Annotated in this window: 18 protein-coding genes and 2 tRNA genes; 8 read left to right on the forward strand and 12 right to left on the reverse strand. The window is 67.5% G+C overall.

The annotated features are described in order from the left end of the window. Positions 1–54: 54 nt before the first annotated feature. From NMQ03_RS15405 to NMQ03_RS15420, 4 genes are all read right to left on the reverse strand, one after another. Positions 55–996: a DUF2797 domain-containing protein gene (locus tag NMQ03_RS15405; protein WP_255172888.1), complete on the reverse strand. Its 942-nt coding sequence runs from the start codon at positions 994–996 to the stop codon at positions 55–57. Between the two features lie 26 nt (positions 997–1022). Then, the gene (locus tag NMQ03_RS15410; RefSeq protein WP_141942759.1) at positions 1023–1886 is read right to left on the reverse strand and encodes a CoA ester lyase; all 864 of its coding nucleotides are present in this window, start codon (positions 1884–1886) and stop codon (positions 1023–1025) included. 166 nt (positions 1887–2052) lie between these two features. After that, the gene (locus NMQ03_RS15415) at positions 2053–2994 is read right to left on the reverse strand and encodes an aldo/keto reductase family oxidoreductase (RefSeq protein ID WP_255172889.1); all 942 of its coding nucleotides are present in this window, start codon (positions 2992–2994) and stop codon (positions 2053–2055) included. Between the two features lie 31 nt (positions 2995–3025). Beyond that, positions 3026–4738 carry a glycoside hydrolase family 13 protein gene (locus NMQ03_RS15420; RefSeq protein WP_255172890.1) on the reverse strand — a complete coding sequence of 571 codons (1713 nt, stop codon included), beginning with the start codon at positions 4736–4738 and terminating at the stop codon, positions 3026–3028. A 96-nt stretch (positions 4739–4834) separates the two neighbouring features. Between NMQ03_RS15420 and NMQ03_RS15425 the strand changes: the two genes are divergently transcribed. Then, complete coding sequence (locus NMQ03_RS15425) at positions 4835–6046, forward strand: ROK family transcriptional regulator (protein WP_255172891.1); 1212 nt, start codon at positions 4835–4837, stop codon at positions 6044–6046. Here the strand turns inward: NMQ03_RS15425 and NMQ03_RS15430 are convergent. Together NMQ03_RS15430 and NMQ03_RS15435 are read right to left on the reverse strand one after the other, a co-directional pair. Continuing rightward, positions 6033–7604, reverse strand: coding sequence for a Na+/H+ antiporter (locus tag NMQ03_RS15430; RefSeq protein WP_255172892.1), 1572 nt, complete (start codon positions 7602–7604; stop codon positions 6033–6035). The two genes, NMQ03_RS15425 and NMQ03_RS15430, sit on opposite strands and share 14 nt — an antisense overlap. Before the next feature lie 18 nt (positions 7605–7622). Further along, positions 7623–8279 (reverse strand): SDR family oxidoreductase, encoded by a 657-nt coding sequence (locus NMQ03_RS15435; protein ID WP_255172893.1) that lies wholly within the window; start codon positions 8277–8279, stop codon positions 7623–7625. 103 nt (positions 8280–8382) lie between these two features. Here NMQ03_RS15435 and NMQ03_RS15440 point away from each other — a divergent pair, with 103 nt between their 5' ends. The 5 genes from NMQ03_RS15440 to NMQ03_RS15460 are packed head-to-tail and all read left to right on the forward strand — an operon-like array spanning position 8383 to position 16508. Further along, complete coding sequence (locus tag NMQ03_RS15440) at positions 8383–12093, forward strand: nitrate reductase subunit alpha (protein WP_255172894.1); 3711 nt, start codon at positions 8383–8385, stop codon at positions 12091–12093. Then, a complete protein-coding gene (gene narH, locus NMQ03_RS15445) occupies positions 12093–13802 on the forward strand; it encodes a nitrate reductase subunit beta (RefSeq protein ID WP_255172895.1) in 1710 nt (569 codons plus the stop codon). The genes NMQ03_RS15440 and narH overlap by 1 nt, the downstream gene beginning before the upstream one ends. A gap of 26 nt (positions 13803–13828) precedes the next feature. Next, positions 13829–14449, forward strand: coding sequence for a nitrate reductase molybdenum cofactor assembly chaperone (narJ, locus tag NMQ03_RS15450; RefSeq protein WP_255175630.1), 621 nt, complete (start codon positions 13829–13831; stop codon positions 14447–14449). A gap of 2 nt (positions 14450–14451) precedes the next feature. Beyond that, a complete protein-coding gene (gene narI / locus NMQ03_RS15455) occupies positions 14452–15249 on the forward strand; it encodes a respiratory nitrate reductase subunit gamma (RefSeq protein WP_255172896.1) in 798 nt (265 codons plus the stop codon). 38 nt (positions 15250–15287) lie between these two features. Continuing rightward, entirely contained in the window at positions 15288–16508 is a 1221-nt protein-coding gene (locus NMQ03_RS15460) for a nitrate/nitrite transporter (protein WP_255172897.1), read from the forward strand. On the opposite strand, the gene NMQ03_RS15465 is transcribed toward NMQ03_RS15460, so the two are convergent. Both NMQ03_RS15465 and NMQ03_RS15470 read right to left on the reverse strand, forming a co-directional pair. Continuing rightward, positions 16493–17047: a dihydrofolate reductase family protein gene (locus NMQ03_RS15465; RefSeq protein WP_255172898.1), complete on the reverse strand. Its 555-nt coding sequence runs from the start codon at positions 17045–17047 to the stop codon at positions 16493–16495. The two genes, NMQ03_RS15460 and NMQ03_RS15465, sit on opposite strands and share 16 nt — an antisense overlap. 77 nt (positions 17048–17124) lie before the next feature. Next, positions 17125–17784: a TetR/AcrR family transcriptional regulator gene (locus NMQ03_RS15470; protein ID WP_255172899.1), complete on the reverse strand. Its 660-nt coding sequence runs from the start codon at positions 17782–17784 to the stop codon at positions 17125–17127. Positions 17785–17876: 92 nt separating this feature from the next. Between NMQ03_RS15470 and NMQ03_RS15475 the strand changes: the two genes are divergently transcribed. Next, the gene (locus tag NMQ03_RS15475; protein ID WP_255172900.1) at positions 17877–18329 is read left to right on the forward strand and encodes a nuclear transport factor 2 family protein; all 453 of its coding nucleotides are present in this window, start codon (positions 17877–17879) and stop codon (positions 18327–18329) included. Further along, a complete protein-coding gene (locus NMQ03_RS15480) occupies positions 18326–19225 on the forward strand; it encodes an SDR family oxidoreductase (RefSeq protein WP_255172901.1) in 900 nt (299 codons plus the stop codon). Before NMQ03_RS15475 ends, NMQ03_RS15480 begins: the two co-directional genes overlap by 4 nt. Before the next feature lie 8 nt (positions 19226–19233). On the opposite strand, the gene yidC is transcribed toward NMQ03_RS15480, so the two are convergent. The 4 genes from yidC to NMQ03_RS15500 form a co-directional block, all read right to left on the reverse strand. After that, positions 19234–20034: a membrane protein insertase YidC gene (gene yidC / locus NMQ03_RS15485; RefSeq protein ID WP_255172902.1), complete on the reverse strand. Its 801-nt coding sequence runs from the start codon at positions 20032–20034 to the stop codon at positions 19234–19236. A 79-nt stretch (positions 20035–20113) separates the two neighbouring features. Then, a tRNA-Met gene (locus tag NMQ03_RS15490) sits at positions 20114–20187 on the reverse strand. 60 nt (positions 20188–20247) lie between these two features. Beyond that, a tRNA-Thr gene (locus NMQ03_RS15495) sits at positions 20248–20319 on the reverse strand. Between the two features lie 300 nt (positions 20320–20619). Next, positions 20620–22701: a DEAD/DEAH box helicase gene (locus NMQ03_RS15500; RefSeq protein ID WP_255172903.1), complete on the reverse strand. Its 2082-nt coding sequence runs from the start codon at positions 22699–22701 to the stop codon at positions 20620–20622. Positions 22702–22842: the final 141 nt, after the last annotated feature.

The raw sequence follows: 22842 nt of genomic DNA on the forward strand, positions 1-22842 counted from the left end.
GTCCAAGTCTACCGAGTCCCCGGCCACCCCGGCGGGCGGTCCGGGGCCCCGGGCTCAGAACAACGCTTCCTGCACTGCCGGCACCTCTGAGGCGTACTCCCCCAGCACGACGGTCCGGGCGGCCAGCTGGGACAGGTTCACCACGAACTCGGCGTCCGTGCCGTCCAGCCGGGCCAGCGCGTTGGCCCCGCCCAGGGCTGCGATGCTGAAACCGTGCTGCCCCTGGTCCAGGGCGTGCGGATAGGCGTGGCGGGACGCGCTTCCGTGCAGGGCATCAGCATGCGCGGGACGCAGCCACTGCTCCTCCACGGCCTGAAAGCCGTCGACGGCGGTGCGCGCCAGCAGGTCCCGTACGTCACCGGCGGCGCGGGAATTGACTTCGTCCACCGCGCTGGTAAGCAGCGGCCGCAGCAGCGCCTCCGCCTTCGCGGCCGAGCGCACCTGCTGGGTCAGGCCGGCGCCGGCTGTCACCAGGTCCTCGAGGACCCGTACCACGCGGCCATCCTCCGCCCTGGCAACATACCTCGCCACTGCGGCCCCCTGCTCCGCCAAACGGTTCCACTTCCGCGGGCCGGAGGCCGTTCCCACCTTGGTGGTGCCTCCCGCGAACGTGGCCACGTAGAGCCAGTGTTCCTGCATCAGGTAGTCCCGCAGGCCGGGGGTCACCCTGCCGCCGCGGTGGAAGTCGTGCATCAGGCGGGGTTCGTCCAGTACGAAGCACCGCTCGCATTGCTTGCCCCGAAGGGCCGGGGCGGCGGAGCCGCACAGGATGTGGCGGCGCGAGCCGTCTGACTGGACCTGGACGTGGCCCAGGCAGAACCTGCCGGGTTCCACCACCTTGAAGCCGAGCCGGCTGCCCGCCCTGAGGCTGAGCTCCAGGTAGTCCCCCACGGGTGACTGCAGGCGCAGGACCGGGCCGCCGGCGTCGTCCGCTGGGGTTGCGGCAGGCGGACCATCCCAAAAGACCCCGTGGACCAGATAGCGGGTATCGGTCACGGGGTCTCCTGAAGTGGTGGGTGGCGCTACAGCGCGGGCTGCACCCCAAAGGCTACCGCGAGCTTCATGATCTTCTCGGCGCGGCCCAGGCGGGGCAGGTCGGAGCCGTCGCGGATGACGCGGCCGTTGGCTTCGAAGTCGTTCATGAAGTCGGTGGCCCAGGCGACGTCCGACGGCGTGGGGCTGATGACCTCGTTGATCACCGGGGTCTGGTCGATGGCCAGGCAGAGCTTGCCGGTCATGCCCATCATCACGGTGATGCCGGTCTGCTCGCGCAGGATGGGGTGGTTGGTGCCGACGGTGGGGCCGTCGATGGGGCCGGGCAGGTTGCCGACGCGGCTAGCGACGACGAGCTTGGCGCGCGGGTAGGCCATGGCCTCGGGGGTGGCGGCCATGCCCGTGTCGCGGCGGAAGTCACCGGAGCCGAAGGCCAGGCGGAACGCGCCCTGGGCCTTGGCGATGTGGTTGGCTTCCTCGATGCCGAGCGCGGATTCCACCAGCGGGATCACGGGCGTCTTGCCGTCCATGCGGTGGTAGCTCTCGGTCACCTGGTCCGCGGATTCGGTCTTGGCGAGCATGACTCCCAGCAGGCCGGGCGTGCCGCGGAGACCGGCGAGGTCATCGGCCCAGAACGGGCTGGTGGCGTCGTTGATCCGGACCCAGGCCTTGCCACCGGCGGTCAGCCAGTCGATGACGTTGTTCCGGGCCTGGTCCTTCTGCGACGGGTCCACCGCGTCTTCAATATCCAGGATGATCGAATCGGCCCGGGACACGGCCGACTGGTCGAAGAGCTCCGGCTTCATGGCATTGACCAACAGCCAGGAACGGGCGATCTCTGCAGGGATATTCCGTTCCGGCCTAACGGTTTCGGCGGCGATGGTAGACGTCATGCTTTCTACAGTATCCGGCCTGCAAGCGGCACGGCGAAGAAAACGGTAAGCTTGTGAGGATCAATACGAACTAAACGCGTTGTGACTGCGCTTCAGCCAAAAATGAAGCAGCAGGTGCCGTTCCGGCGCTTCCGGAACGGCACCTGCTGCAGCAGGGCTGGGAGGGCTAGGGGATGTTGCTGCCCCGCGCGGTCACCCACAGCTTGTACCAGTCGGCACGGGTCAGCGCCCCGGCCACGCGGGCGGCGTCCCCGCAGGCCCGGATCCGGTCCGGATTGACCGTGCCGATGACCGGTGCGATCCCGGCCGGATGCTTCATCAGCCATCCCAGGAGGATGGCTTCGCCGGACGAGCCGTAGTGGTCGGCAAGCTGCGCCACGAGTTCCGCGGTGGCTGCCTCCGCAGAGGTGGGGTTCTCCTGCTCGGCGCCGGTGTAGACCCCCTTGGCCAGGGAGCCGTACGCCTGCAGGGTGACGTTGTTGCGCGTGCAGTACTCCAGCGTGCCGTGCGGAAAACTGTAGTCCAGGTGCTCCGGGTGGTTGACCAGGACCTGGCTTTCCAGCCACGCCCGCTTGAGCAGGCTCATCTCCAGCTGGTTGGCCACCACAGGGGTCTCCAGCCGGTCCTGCAGCACTTCGATCTGCGCCGCGGACATGTTGGACACGCCCAGCTGGCGGACCTTTCCTTCGGCCATGAGCTGCCCGACGGCGGCTGCCACCTCCGCCGGGTCCGCCAGGGGGTCCGGGCGGTGCAGCAGGAGGATGTCCACGTAGTCCGTCTGCAGCCGTTTGAGGCTGCCGTTGACCCGCTCCAGGATGGCCTCCCGGCTCAGGTCGTAGTGGGTCTGCAGGCCACGCTCGTTCAGCCGGATGCCGCATTTGGTCTGCAGCCGGATGCGCTCCCGCAGGCCCGGGGCGGCAACCAGCACCTCACCGAAAACAGCCTCGGACTTGCCGCTGCGGTAAATGTCGGCGTGGTCGAACAGGGTGATGCCCGCGTCCAGGGCGGCCTGGACGGCAGCCTCGGCCTGGTCCACATGGTCAGCGCCATGCGGCTCATCAGACCAGCTGCCGCCCAGTCCCATGCATCCGTAGATGACTTCCTGCATCAGGAAGCCCCGACCGGGCACGGCACGTGCATCAGCGCAGCCATGCGGTGGTGTTGGCTGGCAGCTTGCCGTCCTCCAGCGGGGCGCTGCTGACCAGGACCGCACCGGCGGGAAGGTCGACGGCGGTGTTCCCGAAGTTGGTGACGGACTGCCAACCGTTGGGGCGCTTGAAGTGCAGGACGTCCGGGTTGCCGTTCTCCACCCATTCAAGGTCCTCGTCGGTCAGCAGTTCGCGGCGCAGTTTCAGTGCTTTGCGGTAAAGCTCCAGCGTGGAGCCCTCGGTCCCGTCCTGGGCCTCGACGGCATACTTGCTGAACCAGTCCGGCTGCGGCAGGTGGGACCCGCCATCGCCGAAGCCGAAGGACGTGCCTTCCACCTTCCACGGCAGCGGCACGCGGCAGCCGTCACGGCCGATTTCGACGCCCTTGTTGCGGAAGAAGGAGGGGTCCTGGCGTTCCGATTCGGGAATCTCGGCCACTTCCTGCAGGCCCAGTTCCTCACCCTGGTACAGGTACGCGGATCCGGGGACAGCCAGCATCAGCAAGGTGGCGGCGCGGGCGCGGCGCTCACCCAGTTCAACGTCCAGCTGGTCCTTGGGGCCGCCGGCGAGCAGCCAGTCCTTGCCGTCCTGGCCCTTGGCACCGGCCTTCGCCTTGGCCACCTGCGGCAGGCCGTAGCGGGTGGCGTGGCGCACCACGTCGTGGTTGGAGAACACCCAGGTGGAGGAGGCGCCGGTGGCCGCCGCCTCGGCAAGGTTCCGGGTGATGATTTCCTTGTACTCGGCGGCGTCGAAGTCAGCCTGAAGGAGGTCGAAGTTGAACGCCTGGCCCAGGCCCTGGGGGCTGGCGTAGCGGGCCCGGCGGGTGGCGTGGACCCATGCTTCAGCGACGGCGGTGCGCGGGGGGTTGTACTCGTTGAACACCTCGCGCCATTCGGCGTAAATCTCGTGGACTTCGTCGCGGTCCCAGAACGGGTGCGTGCCGTCGTCGAATCCGTCCACACCGGTGTTGGCGGCGCTCAGTTCAAGCTTGGACAGCAGCGGCTCGGTGAGGTCCTTGGTGAGGGCGTGCGCCACGTCAACGCGGAAGCCGTCCACGCCCCGGTCCGACCAGAAGCGCAGCGTCTTGAGGAAGTCATCCCGGATTTCCCGGTTGGACCAGTTCAGGTCCGGCTGCTCCTTGGCGAAGATGTGCATGTACCACTGGCCGGGCGTGCCGTCGGGTTCGGTGATGCGCTCCCAGGCGGGTCCGCCGAACACGGAGTCCCAGTCCGACGGCGGGAACTCGCCGTTGGGGCCCTTGCCGTCCCGGAAGATGTAGCGGTCGCGGGCCGGGGAGCCCTTGGGGGACGCCAGCGCTTCCTGGAACCACTTGTGGCGGTTGGAGGAATGGTTGGGGACGATGTCCGCGATCAGCTTGATCCCGGCGTCGTGCAGTGCCTTGGCCATCTCGTCGAAGTCAGCCAGCGTGCCCAGCTTGGGGTCGACATCGCGGTAGTCATCGACGTCGTAGCCGCCGTCGGCGAGCGCGGACGGGTAGAACGGGCTGAGCCACACGGCGTCGATACCCAGCTTCTTCAGGTAGGGGACCTTGGCGGTGATGCCCTTCAGGTCGCCGATGCCGTCGCCGTTGGAGTCGGCGAAGCTGCGGGGGTAGATCTGGTAGACGGAGGCCTGGCGCCACCAGTTGGGGTCGGCCAGACGGTCAGAGTCGGACAGGGTTGCCAGAGTGGCGGTGGTGGACAAGGACTGACCCTTTTCTTCAGTGCGGCTATATTTATATTGAGTCTAAATTTACTTACCCAAGTATTATCTGGTGCTTTGGACAGGAAGGTCAACAGCATGCCTGAACCGGTTCCGGCTACTCCCCAACTGCTGCGGCGGGTCAGCGCCGGCGCGGTACTGGAGTTCATGCGCGCCTCGGGGGCTGTCACCGTCACCGATGTCATGGCGGCGACAGGCCTGACCCGCGCCACCACCATCGCCGTCTGCGAGGACCTGGTCCGGCGGGGCTGGCTCCTGGAACTGGAAAACCAGCGGGAGTTCGGCGGGTACCGGAAGGGCCGCCCGGCCCGGCGCTTCGAGCTCAATGAGCGGGCCGGCGTGGTGCTGGGCATGGATATTGGATATTCGAAGGTCACCGTGGTGGTCTCCGATCTCCGGGGCAGGACAATGGCCCGGTCCAGCCGCCCCTTCCAGGCCGGTGAGGTCGGTTCCCGGGAGCGGATCGCCTTCATCGACGGCGTCGCCATGGCCGCACTGCGCTCCGCCGCGGCGGACCCGGGACAGGTGCTGGCCGTGTGCGCCGGTGTGGCAGCACCGGTGGACCGGCGCGGGGAGGTGGTGGCCACGCAAAAGTTCTGGGGGCTGTTCGACCTGGGACTGCCGGCGGCACTCAAAGCAGCCCGCGGATGGACCGTCCTGCTGGAAAACGACGCAAACCTTGCTGCCCTGGGTGACCGGTGGCAGGGGGCCGCCGCCGGCATCGACGACGTCGTGGTGATTCTGGCCAGTGAACGGCTGGGCTCCGGCATCGTGGAGGGCGGCCGGCTGGTGCATGGAACCCGGGGCAGCGCCGGGGAGCTCGCCTACCTGAACCTGGTGGAAGGCGTCGGCGATACGTACGGCATCGCCCATCTGGCCCGCAGGTGGGCCGCGGAAGCACTGGCCACCACCGCGCCGACTGCCCTCCGGGCCTTCCAGCCAGGGCGGGTGGAGGCCGAACAGGTCTTCGCCGCCGCAGCCCAAGGGGATGCCGTGGCGTTGGAGATCCTGGACCGGCTGGCGGACAGGATGGCGCGGGTGGTGGGCACCGTGGCCACCATGCTCAACCCGGAACTGGTGGTGATCGGCGGCGGTGTGGCGGACTCCGCCCACGTGCTCCTGGCCCCGATCAGCGAGCGCCTGGCCGGGTACACAGCCACCCCCGCCCGCGTGGCAGTATCCCCGCTGGGCGATTCCATCGTGACCGTAGGCGCGGTGCGCCGCGCCCTGGACTACGTGGAGGGGAACTCCCTGGACCTGGTGCTGGCTGCGGCCGCTACTCCGGCATGACCATGGTGCGCAGGTCCAGCTGACGGAGCACCCGGTCCGCCACCTCGGGGTCCATGTCCGGCTCGTTCCGCGCCGCCACCACTTCCTGCCGCGCCGCATCCAGCGCGATGGTCTGGACCGCGATGGCCAGTTCGCGTCCCCGCTGGCGCTTTTCCGCCAGCGGTTCGTTCCGCAGGCTGCCGTCCGTCAGTTCAGCGTGCAGGCGGCGCATCCGGTCCTTGACCAGCGTTACCTTTTCCGGCGGCAGGTCCGTCATCAGGTCGTGCTGCTTCAAGGCCGCGACGGCCGCGGCCTGGGCACGTGCGGCGAGCAGCCGGACAGCGTCGCGTTCCGCCGTTCCGTCCTCGGAGGCGTTGAGGACACGCATCAGCCACGGCAGCGTCAGGCCGGGAAGGACCAGCGTGGCCAGCAGCACCGCGCAGGCAATGACCAGCAGGTAGTCCCGCCCCGGGAACGGCGTACCGTCCGCCAAGGTCAGCGGCAGCGCCAGGGCCAATGCCAGGGTTGCCAGACCGCGCATGCCGCACCAGGTCAGGATGAGGACTTCCTTCAGGGACGTGGGCTGCAGGACGTTCTTCCGTTTCCGGGCACCCAGTGCCAGGACGGCCAGCCACAGGAACCGGACCGCGAACACCAGGACGCAGACCACCGCGGCCACCCCGATCATGCCGAAGATCTCCGCCCCCTCATCGCGGATGACATGCCTGATTTCCAGCCCCACCAGGCCGAACGCCAGCCCCGTGACCAGCAACTCCACCACATCCCAGAAGGCGTTCCGGGTGACACGCTCCGCCGCGTCCTGCGGGCGGGCGTGGCGCTGCATTTCAAGGGCCGTGACCACCACGGCGATAACGCCGGAGGCGTGCACCTCCTCGGCGAGGATGTAGGCGGCGAAAGGCACCACCAGGGTCACCGCGCTCCGGGCCACCATGGACGTGACCAGCCGGGTGACCAGCGCGATCAGCCAGCCCATGGCAATGCCCACCAGGACGGCAAGTGCCGCGCCCATCAGGAACTGCAGGACGACGTCGGGCCCCACCTTGGTGCCGCCCACGGCGGCTGCAACGGCTGCCTGAAAGATGACGATGGCCGCGGCGTCGTTGAACAACCCCTCGCTCTGGAGGACGGTGATGAGGCGGCGCGGCATGTGCACCCGGCCTGCAACGGATTCCACCGCCACAGGGTCCGGTGGCGCCACCATGGCACCGAGGGCGATGGCTGCGGGGACCCCGATGCCGGGAATCATCAGCCATGCCGCACCGGCCACCACTGCCGTGCTGATGACCACCAGCGCCACGGCCAGCATGATCAGCGTCCGCCACCGGACACGGAACACCGCCCAGGAGCTCCGCTGGGCGGTGGCGAACAGGAGCGGCGGAAGGAAGATGGGCAGGATCAGGGCCGGTTCAATCTCCAGGTCGGGGAAGCCGGGAATGAACGTCAGCGCCGCCGCCAGGAGGAGCATCAGGACCGGGTATGGCAGCCGGAGCCTGTCCCCCAGGCCCACGGCCACCACCGTGGCCAGCAGCAGTCCAATGATGAGTGCGAGCTGGTCCATAAGCCTCTTCGCCGCCGGCTACGCGCGGGGTTCCAGTGCCGCCGCCACGGGAAGGGTGCCGTCGCGGAACTCAATGGTCCGGCCGGCAGTCTGGGGAAGATCCAGTACTGCCGCTGCCACGATGGCCGTATTGGCACGGGAGGTGTCCCGGTCCCCTTCCGGTGAGGGGTCGACGTCGATCAGCCCGGTTCCGGGCTTGTCCGTCAGCGCGCCGGGCCCAAGGATGGTCCACGCCAGGCCGGTGCCGCGCAGGTACTCGTCCGCTGCTGCCTTGGCTTCCGCGTAGGCAAAGAAACTGTTGTCCTCCGGCACCCCGTGGTCCTTGCCGGCACCGAAGTAGGAGACCATGATGTACCGGTCCACGCCGGCCTGGGCCGCGGCATCCATGGAGCGGATGGCGGCGTCCCGGTCCACCGCGTAGGTGCGTTCGGGGTCGCCGCCGCCGGCCCCGGCCGACCAGACCAGGGCGTCATGCCCGGCAAGGGCACCGGCGATGGCGGCCGTCGTCGAATTTTCCACATCCAGGACCAACGGCGTGGCCCCGGTGCCGGCGACGTCGTCTGCGTGGTCCGGATTCCGGATGAACGAGGTGACGGAGTGGCCCTCGCCGGTGAGAAGGGCGGACAGGAGGAGGGCCACTTTGCCGTGGCCGCCGATGATGGCGATGCGTGTCATGCACCCATTCTGCCTGCACGCCGCCTTCATGCAGAGCCATTTGGCCTTGAACAGGGCCTTTATGCCCTGTTGGGGGTTTCCGGCACCCACCTAGCTTGGGGGCATGGCTGCCGGACCCCATGCGGGGTTGGATGGACCCGCATCAGAAGCAATGTTAAAGCTGGGCCGTTTCTTCACGAGGTGGGACCAGACAGAGGACGGCCGGGCGGTGTTCCGGGAAGGCGGCCGCAAGGGCGACATCTTTTACCGTGACCGCTGGAGCCACGACAAGGTGGTCCGCTCCACGCACGGGGTGAACTGCACCGGCTCCTGTTCATGGAAGGTGTACGTCAAGGACGGCATCATCACCTGGGAATCGCAGCAGACGGACTACCCGTCCGTGGGGGCCGACCGGCCGGAATATGAACCCAGAGGCTGTCCCCGCGGGGCGGCCTTTTCCTGGTACACCTACTCCCCCACCCGGGTGCGCTTTCCGTATGCGCGGGGCGTCCTGGTGGAGATGTACCGGGAGGCCAAAGCCCGGCTGGGCGATCCCGTACTGGCCTTTGCCGAGATCGCTGCGGACCCGGCAAAGCGGCGCCGCTACCAACAGGCCCGCGGCAAGGGCGGCCTGGTGCGCGTGTCCTGGCAGGAAGCCATCGAGATTGCCGCCGCAGCCCACGTGAACACCATCAAAACGTACGGCCCGGACCGCTGCGCGGGCTTTTCACCCATCCCGGCCATGTCCATGGTGTCCCATGCGGTGGGGACGCGCTTCATCCAGCTGATCGGCGGGGTGATGACGTCCTTCTACGACTGGTACGCCGATCTTCCCGTCGCCAGCCCGCAGGTCTTCGGGGACCAGACCGATGTTCCCGAATCCGGAGACTGGTGGGACGCCCGCTACCTCATGATGTGGGGCTCCAACGTTCCGGTGACGCGCACGCCGGATGCGCACTGGATGACCGAGGTCCGGTACCGCGGCACCAAGGTGGTCACGGTAAGCCCGGACTATGCGGACAACACAAAATTCGCCGACGAATGGCTTCCGGCCCAGGCCGGAACGGACGCCGCCCTGGCCATGGCCATGGGCCACGTCATGCTCAAGGAATTCTTCGTGGACCGGCAGGTGCCGTTCTTCACCGACTACGTGAAGCAGTACACGGATCTTCCCTTCCTGGTCAGGCTGGAGAAAACCGACGACGGCGCCCTCACGCCGTCGAAGTTCCTCACCGCCCTTGACGTCCCCGGGGAGTCCACGGCCGAGGACGCTGCGTTCCGCACCGTCCTGTTCGACAGGGCCGCGGGGCGGGCGGCGGTGCCCAACGGATCCATGGGTTTCCGGTACTCGGGCAGCGGGGAAGGCAAGTGGAACCTGGACCTTGAGGGGATCGAACCGGCGTTGTCCCTCCGCGAGGTGTCCGGGGAGAGCGCCGAAATCCTGCTCCCCTGCTTCGAGGACGCCGGCGGCGAAGGCAGCATCCTCCGCAGGGGTGTCCCGGTTATGGAGGTGGGCGGCCACCTGGTGACCACCGTGTTCGACCTCATGCTGGCCCAGTACGGCGTGGGCAGGGAAGGCCTGCCCGGAGAGTGGGCGGCCGGCTACGACGACGCCGCCACCCCGTACACCCCGGCGTGGCAGGAGGAGATCACCAGCGTCCCGGCCCAGGCCTGCATCCGGGTGGCACGCGAGTTCGCCCGCAATGCCGAGGAGTCACAAGGCCGCTCCATGATCATCATGGGGGCAGGCATCTGCCAGTGGTTCCACGGCGACACCACGTACCGGGCGGTGCTGGCCCTGGTGATGCTCACCGGCTGTATGGGCCGCAATGGCGGGGGCTGGGCCCATTACGTGGGCCAGGAAAAGACCCGGCCCATCACCGGCTGGGTGTCCCTGGCCAACGCCCTGGACTGGTCACGGCCGCCGCGGACCATGACCGGCACCAGCTACTGGTACATGCACACGGACCAGTGGCGGCAGGATGGGTACTCCGCCGACGCCCTCAAGTCTCCCCTGTCCACCGGCAAGCTGGACGGCATGCACACGGCGGACGCGATCGCCCAGTCCGCACGGCTCGGCTGGATGCCGTTCTACCCCCAGTTCGACCGCAACCCCCTGGACATAGCTGACGAGGCGGAGGCCGCCGTGGCCGCCGGGAACGCCGCGGACACACCCTCCTACATTGCCGAATCGCTGAAGAACCGCTCCCTCAACCCGGCAATCGAGGATGTGGATGCCCCGGCCAACTGGCCGCGGACCCTGGTGCTGTGGCGGTCCAACCTGTTCGGCTCCTCGGCCAAGGGCAACGAGTATTTCCTCCGCAACCTGCTGGGAACCCACAACAACGTCCTGGGCGGGGACAGTGCAGAGGAACTCAAGCCCCGCGACGTGGCCTGGCACCAGGAGGCGCCGGAGGGAAAGCTGGACCTCCTGGTCTCCGCCGACTTCCGGATGACGTCCACCACGCTGCTGTCCGACGTCGTGTTTCCCGCCGCCACCTGGTACGAAAAACATGACCTTTCCTCCACGGACATGCACCCGTTCGTGCACGCGTTCAGCCCCGCCATCGACCCGCCCTGGGAAACCAAGACGGACTTTGACACCTTCCACCTGCTGGCCCGGGAATTCTCCCGGCTTGCCAGGAGCCACCTCGGCGTCCGCCGCGACCTCGTCAGCGTCCCGCTGCAGCACGACACCCCGGGCCAGCTCGCCCAGCCCGGCGGCCGGGTCCGCGACTGGCGGGACCCGGACATCCCTGCGGTGCCGGGGCAGAACATGCCCGTCTTTTCGGTCGTGGAACGGGACTACACGGCCATCGCGGACAAGCTCGCCGCCGTCGGACCCCTGGCCGACAAACTCGGCTTCACCGTCAAGAACGTCACCTACAAAATGGCCGAACCGCTAGCCCGGCTCAGCCACGCCAACGGCGTGATGCTGGGCGGGGCGGCGGACGGCCGGCCGGCCATGGACACCGACGCGAAGATGGCCGAAGCAATCCTGGCCTTCTCCGGCACCACCAACGGCCTGCTGTCCGTCCAGGGCTTCAAGGAGCTGGAGGTCCGCACCGGCAGGAAGCTGGCCGACCTGGCGGAGGGCTCGGAGGAAAAGTTCATCACCTTCGCCCAGACCCAGGCAGGTCCGGTCCCGGTGATCACATCCCCGGAGTGGTCCGGCTCGGAGACCGGCGGCCGGCGGTACGCCCCGTTCACCATCAACATCGAACGGCTCAAACCTTTCCATACCCTCACCGGCAGGATGCATTTCTTCCTGGACCACGACTGGATGACCGACATCGGCGAGGCCCTGCCCATCTACCGGCCGCCGCTGGACATGCACCGGCTGTTCGGCGAACCACGGCTCGGCTCCGACGGCGCCATGGAGGTGACGGTCAGGTACCTGACCCCCCACTCCAAGTGGTCCATCCACTCCGAATACCAGGACAACCTGCTGATGCTGTCCTTGTCCCGCGGCGGGCCGACGGTCTGGATGAGCCCGGCCGACGCGGATGCCATCAAGGTCCGGGACAACGACTGGGTGGAGTGCACCAACGTCAACGGGGTACTGGTGGCACGGGCGATTGTCAGCCACCGCATGCCGGCCGGGGTGGTCTACGTCCACCACGCCCAGGAGCGCACCATCGACGTACCGAAATCGGAAGCGACCGGCCGTCGCGGCGGCATCCACAATTCCGTGACCCGGCTGCTGGTGAAACCCTCGCACCTGGCCGGCGGCTACGCGCAGCTGGCCTACGCGTTCAACTACCTCGGCCCCACCGGAAACCAGCGCGACATGGTGGCCACCGTGCGCCGCCGCTCCCAGGAGGTGCAGTACTGATGCGTGTAATGGCCCAAATGGGCATGGTGATGAACCTGGACAAGTGCATCGGGTGCCACACGTGCTCCGTGACCTGCAAGCAGGCCTGGACCAACCGTGCCGGCACCGAATACGTGTGGTTCAACAACGTGGAAACCCGGCCCGGGCAGGGCTATCCACGCCGCTACGAGGACCAGGAGCGCTGGTACGGCGGCTGGTCCCTGAACCGGCGCGGCAGGCTGGTCCTCAAAGCCGGTGGCAGGGTCAAAAAGCTGTTCGGTATCTTCGCCAGCCCTGTCCAGCCCGAGCTCAAGGACTACTACGAGCCGTGGACTTACGACTACAAGACCCTGGTTGACGCTCCCCTGGGCGACGACTTCCCCGTGGCCCGCCCCAAGTCCCTGATCACCGGCGAAGACACCAAAATCACCTGGTCCGCCAACTGGGACGACAACCTGGGCGGCTCCCAGGACCACGGGCACCTGGACCCGATCGTGGAAAAGGTCCGGCGGGAGTCCGAGGACAAGATCAAGTTCGCCTACGAGCAGACCTTCATGTTCTACCTGCCCCGGATCTGCGAGCACTGCCTGAATCCGTCCTGCATGGCGTCCTGCCCGTCCGGCGCGATCTACAAGCGGGTGGAGGACGGGATTGTCCTGGTGGACCAGGACCGGTGCCGCGGCTGGCGGCAGTGCGTCACCGGCTGCCCCTACAAGAAGATCTACTTCAACCACAAGACCGGCAAGGCCGAGAAATGCACGTTCTGCTATCCCCGGGTGGAGGTTGGACTGCCCACCGTCTGCTCCGAGACGTGCGTGGGCCGGTTGCGCTACCTGGGATTGTTTTTGTACGACGCCGATGCCGTCACCGCGGCAGCGTCCGTCACCGACCCGCAGGACCTCTACGACGCCCAGATGGACGTGCTGCTGGACCCCCACGATCCCCGCGTCCAAGCCGACGCCCGCGCGCAGGGCATCCCGGAGGACTGGCTTGACGCCGCACGCCGCTCCCCCGTCTACGCCCTGGCCAAGGTCTACAAAGTGGCGCTGCCGCTGCACCCGGAGTACCGCACCATGCCCATGGTCTGGTACGTGCCGCCGCTTTCCCCCGTGGTGGACCTGCTGCGCGACCAGGGCCACGACGGCGAGGACACGGGCAACCTGTTCGGCGCCATTGATGCCCTGCGGATCCCCGTGGAGTACCTCGCCGAGCTCTTCACGGCGGGGGACACGGAACGGGTCACCGCGGTCCTGCGGAAGCTCGCGGCCATGCGTTCCTTCATGCGCGGCATCAGCATGGGCGGGGATCCGGACGTGTCCATCCCGGAGTCCGTGGGCATGGACGGGCAAAGCATGTACGACATGTACCGGCTGATGGCCATCGCCAAATACAGCGAGCGCTATGTCATCCCCACGGCCCACCTGGAGCAGGCGCACGACCTGGAGGAGCTGGGCTGTTCGCTGGATTTCGACGGCGGACCGGGCATGCAGGATTCGGCACCTTTCGGCGAGGCGAGCGGCAGGCCCGTCCCGGTGGCCGTGGACACGTTCAACGCCCTGCGGGACCGGCAGAGCTCGGACACCATCGCGGCCGGAACAGGCCTGCGCGGGAGGGTGAACCTGCTGAACTGGGATGGCCGCGGCGCCCCGCCCGGACTGTTCCCGGACAAGCCCTACCCGGAAAGGGGCCCGGAGCCGGACACCTTGGCTGCCGGCGAGGACGGGTCATGAAGCGGCCAGCCATGGACCGGTCAAAACTGAACCGCCGCGACCAGGTGGTCTACCTTGCCGCGGCCTGGTGCCTGTCCTATCCGGATGGGGAACTGGTGGAGCGGGTCCCCCTGGTCCGGGCGGCGCTGTCCGAATTTCCCGGCGCCCTGCCGGAGTTCGCGCCGGTGCTGGACCTCCTGGAAGCCACCCCGCCCATGGAACTGCAGGCCCAGTACGTCCGCGAATTCGATCTCGGCAGGCGGCACGCGCTGCACCTGAGCTACTGGACGGACGGGGACACCCGTCGCCGCGGCGAAGTACTGGGCTACTTCAAGGAGGCCTACCGGCACAGCGGCGTCCTGGTGGACCTGGACGGGGAACTCCCGGACTACCTGCCCATGGTGCTCGAGTTCGCCGCCCGGGTGGATGGAGCCGCCGGCCGCGACCTGCTGCAGCGCTACCGGGCCAGCCTGGAAATGCTCCGGCTCGGGCTGCTGCGGGACAACCTGCCGCACGCCCGGATCCTGGCGGCCATCTGTGCCACGCTGCCGGGCAAGTCACCCCAGGACGAGCAGGAAGTGATGCGCATGGCCGGTTACGGTCCACCCACCGAAAGCGTGGGGCTCGATCCCTACGACCCGCGGCTGCTGCCCGTCAGGAGGGGCTGACCATGCGGGCACCCGGGGTGGCGCTGGAGACGGGGCCGGGGGCCGCCGTCGTGGTTAACACCTGGGACACCGTCCTGTGGGGCGTCCTGCCGTACGTCATGGCAGTGGTGCTGGTAGGCGGGCTGGTGTGGCGCTACCGGTACGACCAGTTCGGCTGGACCACCAGGTCCTCCCAACTGTACGAATCCCGGCTCCTGCGGATCGCGTCCCCGCTGTTCCACTTCGGGCTGCTGGCCGTCATCGCCGGGCACTTCTTCGGCCTGGTGATTCCCATGGCCTGGACCCAGGCGGTGGGCATGAGCCAGGAGTTCTACCACTTCAACGCCCTGCTGGTGGGGGGCATTGCCGGGGTGGGAACGCTGGGCGGGATCGCCCTCCTGATCTACCGCCGGCGTACCACCGGGCCCGTCTTCATGGCCACCACCAAAAATGACAAGACCATGTACGTGGTGCTGACCGCTGCCATCGTGTTCGGCCTGTGGACCACGATGGCCAGCGTTTTCGAGGGCGAACACGGGCACAACTACCGGGAAACCGTGGCGCCGTGGTTCCGGTCGCTGTTTATCTTCCAGCCGGACATCGCGGCGATGGCGGCCGCGCCGTTCTCCTTCCACCTGCACACCCTGGTGGGGATGGCGCTCTTCGTCATCTGGCCGTTCACGCGGCTGGTGCATGCCTTTACCGCGCCCCTGCACTACCTGTTCCGCCCCTACATCGTCTACCGGTCGCGGGACCGGGAGACCAAGGGCAGGGGCTGGTCCGCAGTGGGCACGCCGGACAGGGACACCCGCAACCGCTGACCGGCGGTGCGTTTGGATGATGTGGTGAGGAGCAAGCAGTGGCCGGAACAACCTCAACGCCAGTCACCGGCAGGGCACTGAACCTGGCGCTGGCCACGGCGGCGTCCGTGGCAGGGTTTTGGGCGTGGAACTCGGTGGCCACCCTCGGCGCCTTCTACACCCAGGACCTGTCCCTGACGCCCGCGACCACCGGGATCCTGGTGGCCATGCCGGTCTTCGTCGGATCGCTGGGACGGATCGTGGTGGGCACGCTCACGGACAAGTACGGCGGCAGGGCGATGTTCACCTTTGTCCTGCTGGCCGCCATCCCTCCCATCCTCCTGGTCTCCGTGGGAGGCCTCATCAGTTCCTTTGCCCTGGTGCTGGGGGCCGGGCTGCTGCTCGGCGTGGCCGGGACAGTGTTCGCCGTCGGGATCCCGTTCGTCAGCGCCTGGTACGAACCCGCACGAAGGGGCTTCGCCACCGGCGTCTTTGGCGCAGGCATGGGCGGGACGGCGCTGGCGGCTTTCCTGAATCCCCGGCTGGTGGCCGGGATCGGTTACTTCCCCACCCACCTGCTGATCTCCGGGGTCCTGGCCGTGATGGCGGGGCTGGTCTGGTTCCTCATGAAGGAATCACCGGGCTGGGCCCCCAACCATGCGCCGGTGCTGCCCAAGCTCCTGGACGCGGCCAGGACGGCCGTCACGTGGAAGATGTGCTTCCTGTACGCGGTGGTCTTCGGCGGCTTCGTCTCGTTCGCCACCTACCTGCCCACCTATCTGCGGGACGTATACAGCTTCGACCCCGCCGGCGCCGGGGCCCGTACCGCCGGGTTTGCCCTGGCCGCCGTCCTTGCACGGCCCGTGGGCGGGGTCCTGGCGGACAAGCTTGGTCCCAAGCCCGTGGTGCTCGTGGCCCTTGGCGCCGTCGCCGTCCTGGGCTGGGTGGTAAACCTGCGGCCCGACGGCGAGGTTCCCGCGGGTGCCACGTTCGTTGCCATGGCTGCGGCGCTGGGGCTGGGAACGGGCGGGGTGTTCGCGTGGGTGGGTGTGCTGTCCCCGGCAGGAAAGGTGGGCAGCATCAGCGGCATCGTCAGTGCCGCGGGCGGCCTGGGCGGCTACTTTCCCCCGCTGGTGATGGGCGCCACTTACGACGCCGTGACGCGCAGCTATTCGATCGGGCTGCTCCTGCTGGTGGGCACGGCTCTGGTAGCCATGGTGTTCACCGTCTTCGCGGTCCAGCCACGGGCCGGGACGGCAGCGGTTCAGCGGGCCCGGTAGCGCAGGTACACCACTCCGTTGCCGAACCGGCGCTCTTCGAGCAACTCCAGCCGTGCCTGCAGCCCGTCCGGCAGGAAGCGCAGGCCACCGCCAACGGCCACCGGGTTGACGAACAGCCGGCACTCGTCCACCAGCCCGGCGTTGAGGGCGTGCGCCGCGAGGGTGGGGCCGCCGATGCTGATGTTCCGGCCGCTGTCCTTTTTCAGGTCCCGCACGGTTTCCGGGAGGAACTGCCGCTTGAGGCGGGTCTTCGAGGTACTGGGGGTGTCCAGCGTAGTTGAGTAGACCACCTTGTCCGCCCCCTGCCAGATGCGGGCGTAGTCCTGGATGACCGGTGGCTCATCCTGGGTATCCATGGTTTCCCAGACCGACATCACCTCATACATCCGGCGGCCCAGGAGGTACGTGCCGACGTCCCGTTCCATGTCATTGATGAAGGCGTGGACTTCCTCATCCGGTGCGGACCAGTTGAAGTTGCCGTCCTTGTCTGCCGTGTAACCGTCAATGGACATGATTGCGGAGTAGATCAGCTGCGCCATGGGCCCATTCTGCCGGTCGAATCCTGCGCGGAACAGTCCCTGCCGGGGGTTTGCGGCCAGTAGGCGCCCGGGCCGGGTCAGAGCAGGTTCGCTGCCAAGGTCCTGGCGATGAACGTGCCGTAGCGTTCGGCGGACCATCCACGCTTGACCACCAGGGTCTCGTAGAGTTCGGCGGCCGTGGAGGTGAACATGACGTCGGCAGCTTCGGCCGTGGTGAGTCCGGGCTTGAGGAGTCCCCTGCCCACCAGCTGCCGCGCATTGTGCAGCATCCGGCGGTAGCGGGCATCGTCCACCTCACGCAGCAGGGCCGCCATGGAAGCGTCCCCGCTGGCCGCAGCGTCCCTGATGAGGAGGTAGACCGGGGCGCCGATGGGACTGATCTCCGTGGTGAACCGGCCGAACCGCTCCATCAGCCGTACCGGATCCGTTTCCGTCGTCTGGGCCAGATCAGACCTCTGCTCCGCCGGCGGACCGCCCGCACCGAGGAGGCTCTCCTCGTAGATGGCGCGGACCAGCCCGGCCTTGCTGCCGAAGTTCTTGTAGACCGACTCCGCCGAGACCCCGGCAGCGCGCGCAATCTCCGCAATGGTCGTCGCGCCAAATCCCTGTGCAAGGAACAGCTCCCTGGCGTGCACACGGACGGTGTGCAATGACTCCGCGGCGAGCTGCCGGCGCCGCCGTGCGTCATAACTGCGCTGTGCGGGGCGGTTGCCGGAGGCATTGACTGGGCTCTTCATGCGGTCTTAAACTCCAACCAATACAGTTCACTGTATTGAATGCAATCTAACAGGTCACAGCCTCGCCCCGCGAGGCACCAAGGAGCATTTCCATGGACACGCCAAACGGCGTGGACCGCCTCCCCGACGGCCCTGTTCGCCGAATGTTTTCCGCGACACAGCGGCGCGACCTCGATGCCATGGTGGCCGAGTTCGCCGACGACTACGTCAATATCACCCCCAACCACCCCGCACGCAGCTTCACCGGAAGCTCACAAGTGCGGAAGAACTGGTCCGCACTGTTCGCAGGGATCCCGGACATGACCGTGACAGTGCTGGATGCGGCAACCGGCACCGGCGGGAACGTATGGGTCGAATGGGGATCGCAGGGCACCCGCCTGGACGGCAGCGCCGTCGAGCAGGCCGGCGTCGCCATCTTCAGCCTCCGCAACGACCGGATCGCGGCCGTGAGGTTCTACCTGGAGCCCGTCGAAAGGGATGCGGCGGACGTGAATGCCGCCGTCCAGGCCGTCACCGGAGCAGGAATGGAAGGAGCACGGCCATGATCCTCCTGGTCGGGGCCACGGGTGACCTCGGCGGCCGGGTGGCCCGGCTGCTGCGTGAGTCAGGGCAGGATGTCCGCTGCCTGGTCCGGCGCACCACCGACGATTCACAGCTCCGTGCGATCGGCGCGGAAGTTGTGCGCGGAGACCTCACTGAACCTGCCACGCTGCCTCCCGCATGCGAGGGCGTCGAAACGGTGATTGCCACGGCGACGGCGATAAGCCGCCGGTTGCAAGGCAGCAGCCAGGCCAGCCTGCGCGACGTTGACGAGGTGGGCATGGGCCACCTCATCGACGCTGCGGAGGCCGCCGGCGTCCGCCGCTTCGTCTATCTGTCCTTCACGGGCATCGAAACCGCTGTCGAGACACCACTGCGGCACGCCAAGCGCGCAATGGAAAGGCGCCTGGCGGCTTCTGCCATGCAAACGGTCATCGTGCGGTCCGACGCCTTCCAGGAAATCCACTTCTCCCCCATCAGCCGCTTCGACATGGCGGCCGGCAAAGTGTCGGTTATAGGGCACGGCAACACCAAGGCGCGGTGGGTGGCGACGGATGACGTGGCGGCGCTCCTCTGCGCTCTGGCGGTGGAGCCGGATCCGCCCCGGCTGGTCGAGTTTGGCGGCCCGGAACCTGTGTCGAAGAACGAGGCCGCTGCCCTTGCCGGGAAACTGATGCACCACAAGATGAAAGTGCAGCATATGCCGCGCCCCGTCGCCCGACTCGCGGTGAAGGCGCTCTCGCGCCGCAGGGATGGCCTGGCCTCCGCGCTGGGAGCGGGCCTGACCTCCGACCTGAACGTGGCCATCTGGGATGACGCGCCCCTCCGCCAGCGTGGGATCAAGCCGAAGTCCGTCAGCGACTTCCTCAAGGAGCAGGCGCAGGCATTGTCCGGCCGCTGACCCCTCACTCACGGTAAGCGCGACACCAGGGATTGCTGGCCCAGCGTCCAAAGGTTGGAGACCGTCCAGTAAACCAGGACGCCGATGGGGAAAAAGATCCCGCCCACGCCAAAGATCAACGGCAGGATATACAGGAGGATCCGCTGCTGGCGCATCAGCGGGCTGTCAGGGTCCTGCCCGGCCATGGTCCGAGCCGCCACGAGTTTCTGGGTAAGGAACTGGCAGGCAATCATCACCAGGATCATGGCGACGGCGGGCACCGCCACCGCAGTGGGGTCACCACCACCGTGCAGCAGCGAGGCGGACAGCGGAGCTCTAAAAATGCTGGAGGAATCGAACTGGACCACCTGCTCGCTGCCCAGCGCGCCAATGCCCTGGTCCTGCCGCGCGGCGCTGGAGATTCCGGACAGCACCTGGAAGAGGGCCAGGAAGAACGGCGCCTGGATCAGCAGCGGCAGGCATGCCGAGAACGGGTTGGTGCCATGCTTCCTGTACAGGGCCATCTGTTCCTGGGCCATGGCCTGGCGCGACGCCTGGTCCGTCCTGCCCTTGTACCTGTCCTGGAGCTCCTTCAGGTCCGGCTGCAGGAGCCGCATCCGGCGCTGGGCCCGGACCTGGGCCAGGAATACCGGAACCAGAGCGGCGCGGATCACCAGCACCAGCCCGATGATGGACAGCGTCCAGGTCCAGCCGTCCCCCGGCTGCATTCCCGCCGCGCTGAGGCCGTCGTGGAAAGCCACCATGATGACGGACACCAGCCATCGGAACGGCTCCATCACCGCCGCCAGAAAGTCCACCGAATCCCCCATCCGCAGTTGCTGCCAAGCTACTGCGGATCCTGGAAACAGGAAAGCCCCCGGGATCTTTCGATCCAGGGGGCTTAGCCTGTAGCGGTGGGGAGGCTCGATCTCCCGACCTCACGATTATGAGTCGTGCGCTCTAACCAACTGAGCTACACCGCCACGAATGAGAAAAACCTGCGTCAAGCCGGTCAAACCGCCTTGACGCAGGCCCTCATTCAGAGCCCCCCACCGGAATCGATCCGGTGACCTCGTTCTTACCAAGAACGCGCTCTACCACTGAGCTAGGGGGGCAACGAGTAAATACTCTACCGGAAGATTTACGCACCAACAAATCGGCGTCCACCCCTTCCCCGAACCGGGAATTGCACCCGCCGCCGGCACCGCGCACGCCGCGTTTTCCGCGGAATTCCGCGGCTGAACGGGCATGGACAGCGGAGCGGCCGACGCCGGGAAGCGCCTTTCTAAGGCACGTTACCTACATGCCGGGGCTGGAATGTGTCCAGCCCCACATTCGACTTCCGCTTAAATGCCGATGGGCCGGCTCGAAAGCCGGCCCATCGCCGTCGTCAATCCCTCAACGCGCGGGAGTGTTTACCACTTGCCCTTGCGGTTGAAGTCGCGGTGGCCGCTGTCGCCGCCGCTGCGGGGCTTGCGGGAGCCGTCGCCGTGGCCGGCGAAGCGGGAGTCACCGCGGTCGCTGAAGGAACGCTCTGAACGGTCGCTGTACGAACGGCCGCCGCGGTCAGCGGAGGTCCGCTCGCCGTCGTTTTTGCGGAATTCCTTCTTGAACCCACCGTTGCCCTTGAAGTTGCCGCCGCGGTCACCGCCGCGGTTTCCCTGGTAGGCGCCGCGCTCGCCGGAGGGCTTGCGGCCGTTGTCCAGCTCGAGGTGGATCAGCTCGCCGCCGATCCGGGTGCGGGACAGGGCGCGCAGCTGGTCCTGGCTCAGGTCCGCGGGCAGTTCCACCAGGGAGTGGTCCGAGCGGATGTCGATGCCGCCGATCTGCGAAGAGGAGATGCCGCCCTCATTGGCGATGGCGCCCACGATCGAACCGGGCATGACCCGCTGGCGGCGTCCCACGGCAATCCGGTAGGTGGCGTTGCCTTCGGTCAGCGTCCGGGTCGGGCCACGGGAGCCGAAGCCGTCCTTGGACCGCTCACGCTTCTGGAACTCGGGAGCGGCAGGCAGTTCCTTCACCAGGAGCGGCTGGCCGCCCTGCGCCATGACAGCCAGTGCTGCGGCAATCTCGGCAGCGGGAACGTTGTGCTCTTCTTCGTAGGAAGCGATGAGGTCACGGAACGCGGAAACATCCTCGGACGCAAGGGTCTCGGTGATGCGCTCGGCGAACTTGCCCAGGCGCAGCGTGTTGACGGTCTCGGCGGTGGGCAGGTGCATCTGCTCCACCGGCTGGCGCGTGGCCTTCTCGATGGAACGCAGCAGGTACTTCTCCCGCGGCGTCATGAAGAGGATGGCTTCACCGGAACGGCCGGCACGGCCCGTACGGCCGATGCGGTGCACGTACGACTCCGTGTCGTGCGGGATGTCGTAGTTGATGACGTGGCTGATGCGCTCCACGTCGAGCCCGCGGGCTGCGACGTCGGTGGCCACCAGGATGTCGATCCGGCCTTCCTTCAGCGCATCGACGGTGCGCTCGCGCTGCTGCTGCGGGATGTCGCCGTTGATGGCGGCAGCCTGGAAACCGCGGGCGCGCAGCTTGTCAGCCAGGTCCTCGGTGGCCATCTTGGTGCGGACGAAGGCGATGACGCCGTCGAACTCTTCCACCTCGAGGATGCGGGTCATGGCGTCCAGCTTGTGCGGGCCCATGACCTGCAGGTAGCGCTGGCGGGTGTTGGCGCCGGTGGTGGTCTTGGACTTGACCTGCACCTCGGCCGGGTTGTTCAGGTACTGCTTGGACATGCGGCGGATCTGGCCCGGCATGGTGGCGGAGAACAACGCAACCTGGCGGCCCTCGGGGGTCTGCTGGAAGATCTGTTCCACGTCATCGGCGAAGCCCATGCGCAGCATCTCGTCAGCCTCGTCCAGCACCAGGTACTGGAGTTCGGACAGGTCCAGGGAACCCTTGGCGATGTGGTCGATCACGCGGCCGGGGGTACCGACGACCACCTGGGCGCCGCGGCGCAGGCCGGCGAGCTGGGGGCCGTAGGCGGAGCCGCCGTAGACGGGCAGGACGGTGAAGTCGTCGATGTGCTTGGCGTAGGAGGTGAAGGCCTCGGCAACCTGGAGGGCCAGCTCGCGGGTGGGGGCCAGGACCAGCGCCTGGGTCTTGCGGGAGGGGCCGTTGAGGTCGTGGAGTTCGGCCAGGCGGGACAGTGCCGGCACTGCGAATGCTGCAGTCTTGCCGGTACCGGTCTGCGCCAGGCCCACCACGTCGCGGCCTTCGAGCAGCAGCGGGATGGTGGCCGCCTGGATGGGGGACGGCTTTTCGTACCCGACATCCTGCAGGGCGGCAAGGACGCGGGCGTCGATGCCGAGGTCAACGAACTTGACGGTGTTTTCGTCGTCATCCGCGGCCTTGGCAGCGGGAGCAACGTCGGCCGTTGCGGCAGCTTCGGTGGCAGCGGGCTCGGCTGCGGGTGCAGCGGCTTCAGTGAATTCGACGGTAGCGGTTTCAGCGGTTGCCGCTGCGGTGGTTTCGTTCTGATTTTCGGGCATAGAGAGATATTCCTCATCCATAGGGGGCCAGGCGGCACTACCCGAGGTGAGCGGAGCCGCAGTACACGTGCCGATGATGCCGGGCAAACGTTGACCGGCCGGTCACAGAAGTCCGGCGCTTTCGCAATCCCGTGGCAGGAC

Origin of the sequence: Arthrobacter sp. DNA4 (genome assembly GCF_024362385.1) — a bacterium.
Taxonomy (GTDB): domain Bacteria; phylum Actinomycetota; class Actinomycetes; order Actinomycetales; family Micrococcaceae; genus Arthrobacter.

Coding starts and splice junctions, on each gene's coding strand:
- NMQ03_RS15410 (WP_141942759.1), bottom strand. CDS start 1,886: ATGACGTCTACCATCGCCGCCGAAACCGTTAGGCCGGAACGGAATATC.
- NMQ03_RS15415 (WP_255172889.1), bottom strand. CDS start 2,994: ATGCAGGAAGTCATCTACGGATGCATGGGACTGGGCGGCAGCTGGTCT.
- NMQ03_RS15425 (WP_255172891.1), top strand. CDS start 4,835: ATGCCTGAACCGGTTCCGGCTACTCCCCAACTGCTGCGGCGGGTCAGC.
- NMQ03_RS15430 (WP_255172892.1), bottom strand. CDS start 7,604: ATGGACCAGCTCGCACTCATCATTGGACTGCTGCTGGCCACGGTGGTG.
- NMQ03_RS15435 (WP_255172893.1), bottom strand. CDS start 8,279: ATGACACGCATCGCCATCATCGGCGGCCACGGCAAAGTGGCCCTCCTC.
- NMQ03_RS15440 (WP_255172894.1), top strand. CDS start 8,383: ATGGCTGCCGGACCCCATGCGGGGTTGGATGGACCCGCATCAGAAGCA.
- narH (WP_255172895.1), top strand. CDS start 12,093: ATGCGTGTAATGGCCCAAATGGGCATGGTGATGAACCTGGACAAGTGC.
- narI (WP_255172896.1), top strand. CDS start 14,452: ATGCGGGCACCCGGGGTGGCGCTGGAGACGGGGCCGGGGGCCGCCGTC.
- NMQ03_RS15465 (WP_255172898.1), bottom strand. CDS start 17,047: ATGGCGCAGCTGATCTACTCCGCAATCATGTCCATTGACGGTTACACG.
- NMQ03_RS15470 (WP_255172899.1), bottom strand. CDS start 17,784: ATGAAGAGCCCAGTCAATGCCTCCGGCAACCGCCCCGCACAGCGCAGT.
- NMQ03_RS15475 (WP_255172900.1), top strand. CDS start 17,877: ATGGACACGCCAAACGGCGTGGACCGCCTCCCCGACGGCCCTGTTCGC.
- NMQ03_RS15480 (WP_255172901.1), top strand. CDS start 18,326: ATGATCCTCCTGGTCGGGGCCACGGGTGACCTCGGCGGCCGGGTGGCC.
- yidC (WP_255172902.1), bottom strand. CDS start 20,034: ATGGGGGATTCGGTGGACTTTCTGGCGGCGGTGATGGAGCCGTTCCGA.
- NMQ03_RS15500 (WP_255172903.1), bottom strand. CDS start 22,701: ATGCCCGAAAATCAGAACGAAACCACCGCAGCGGCAACCGCTGAAACC.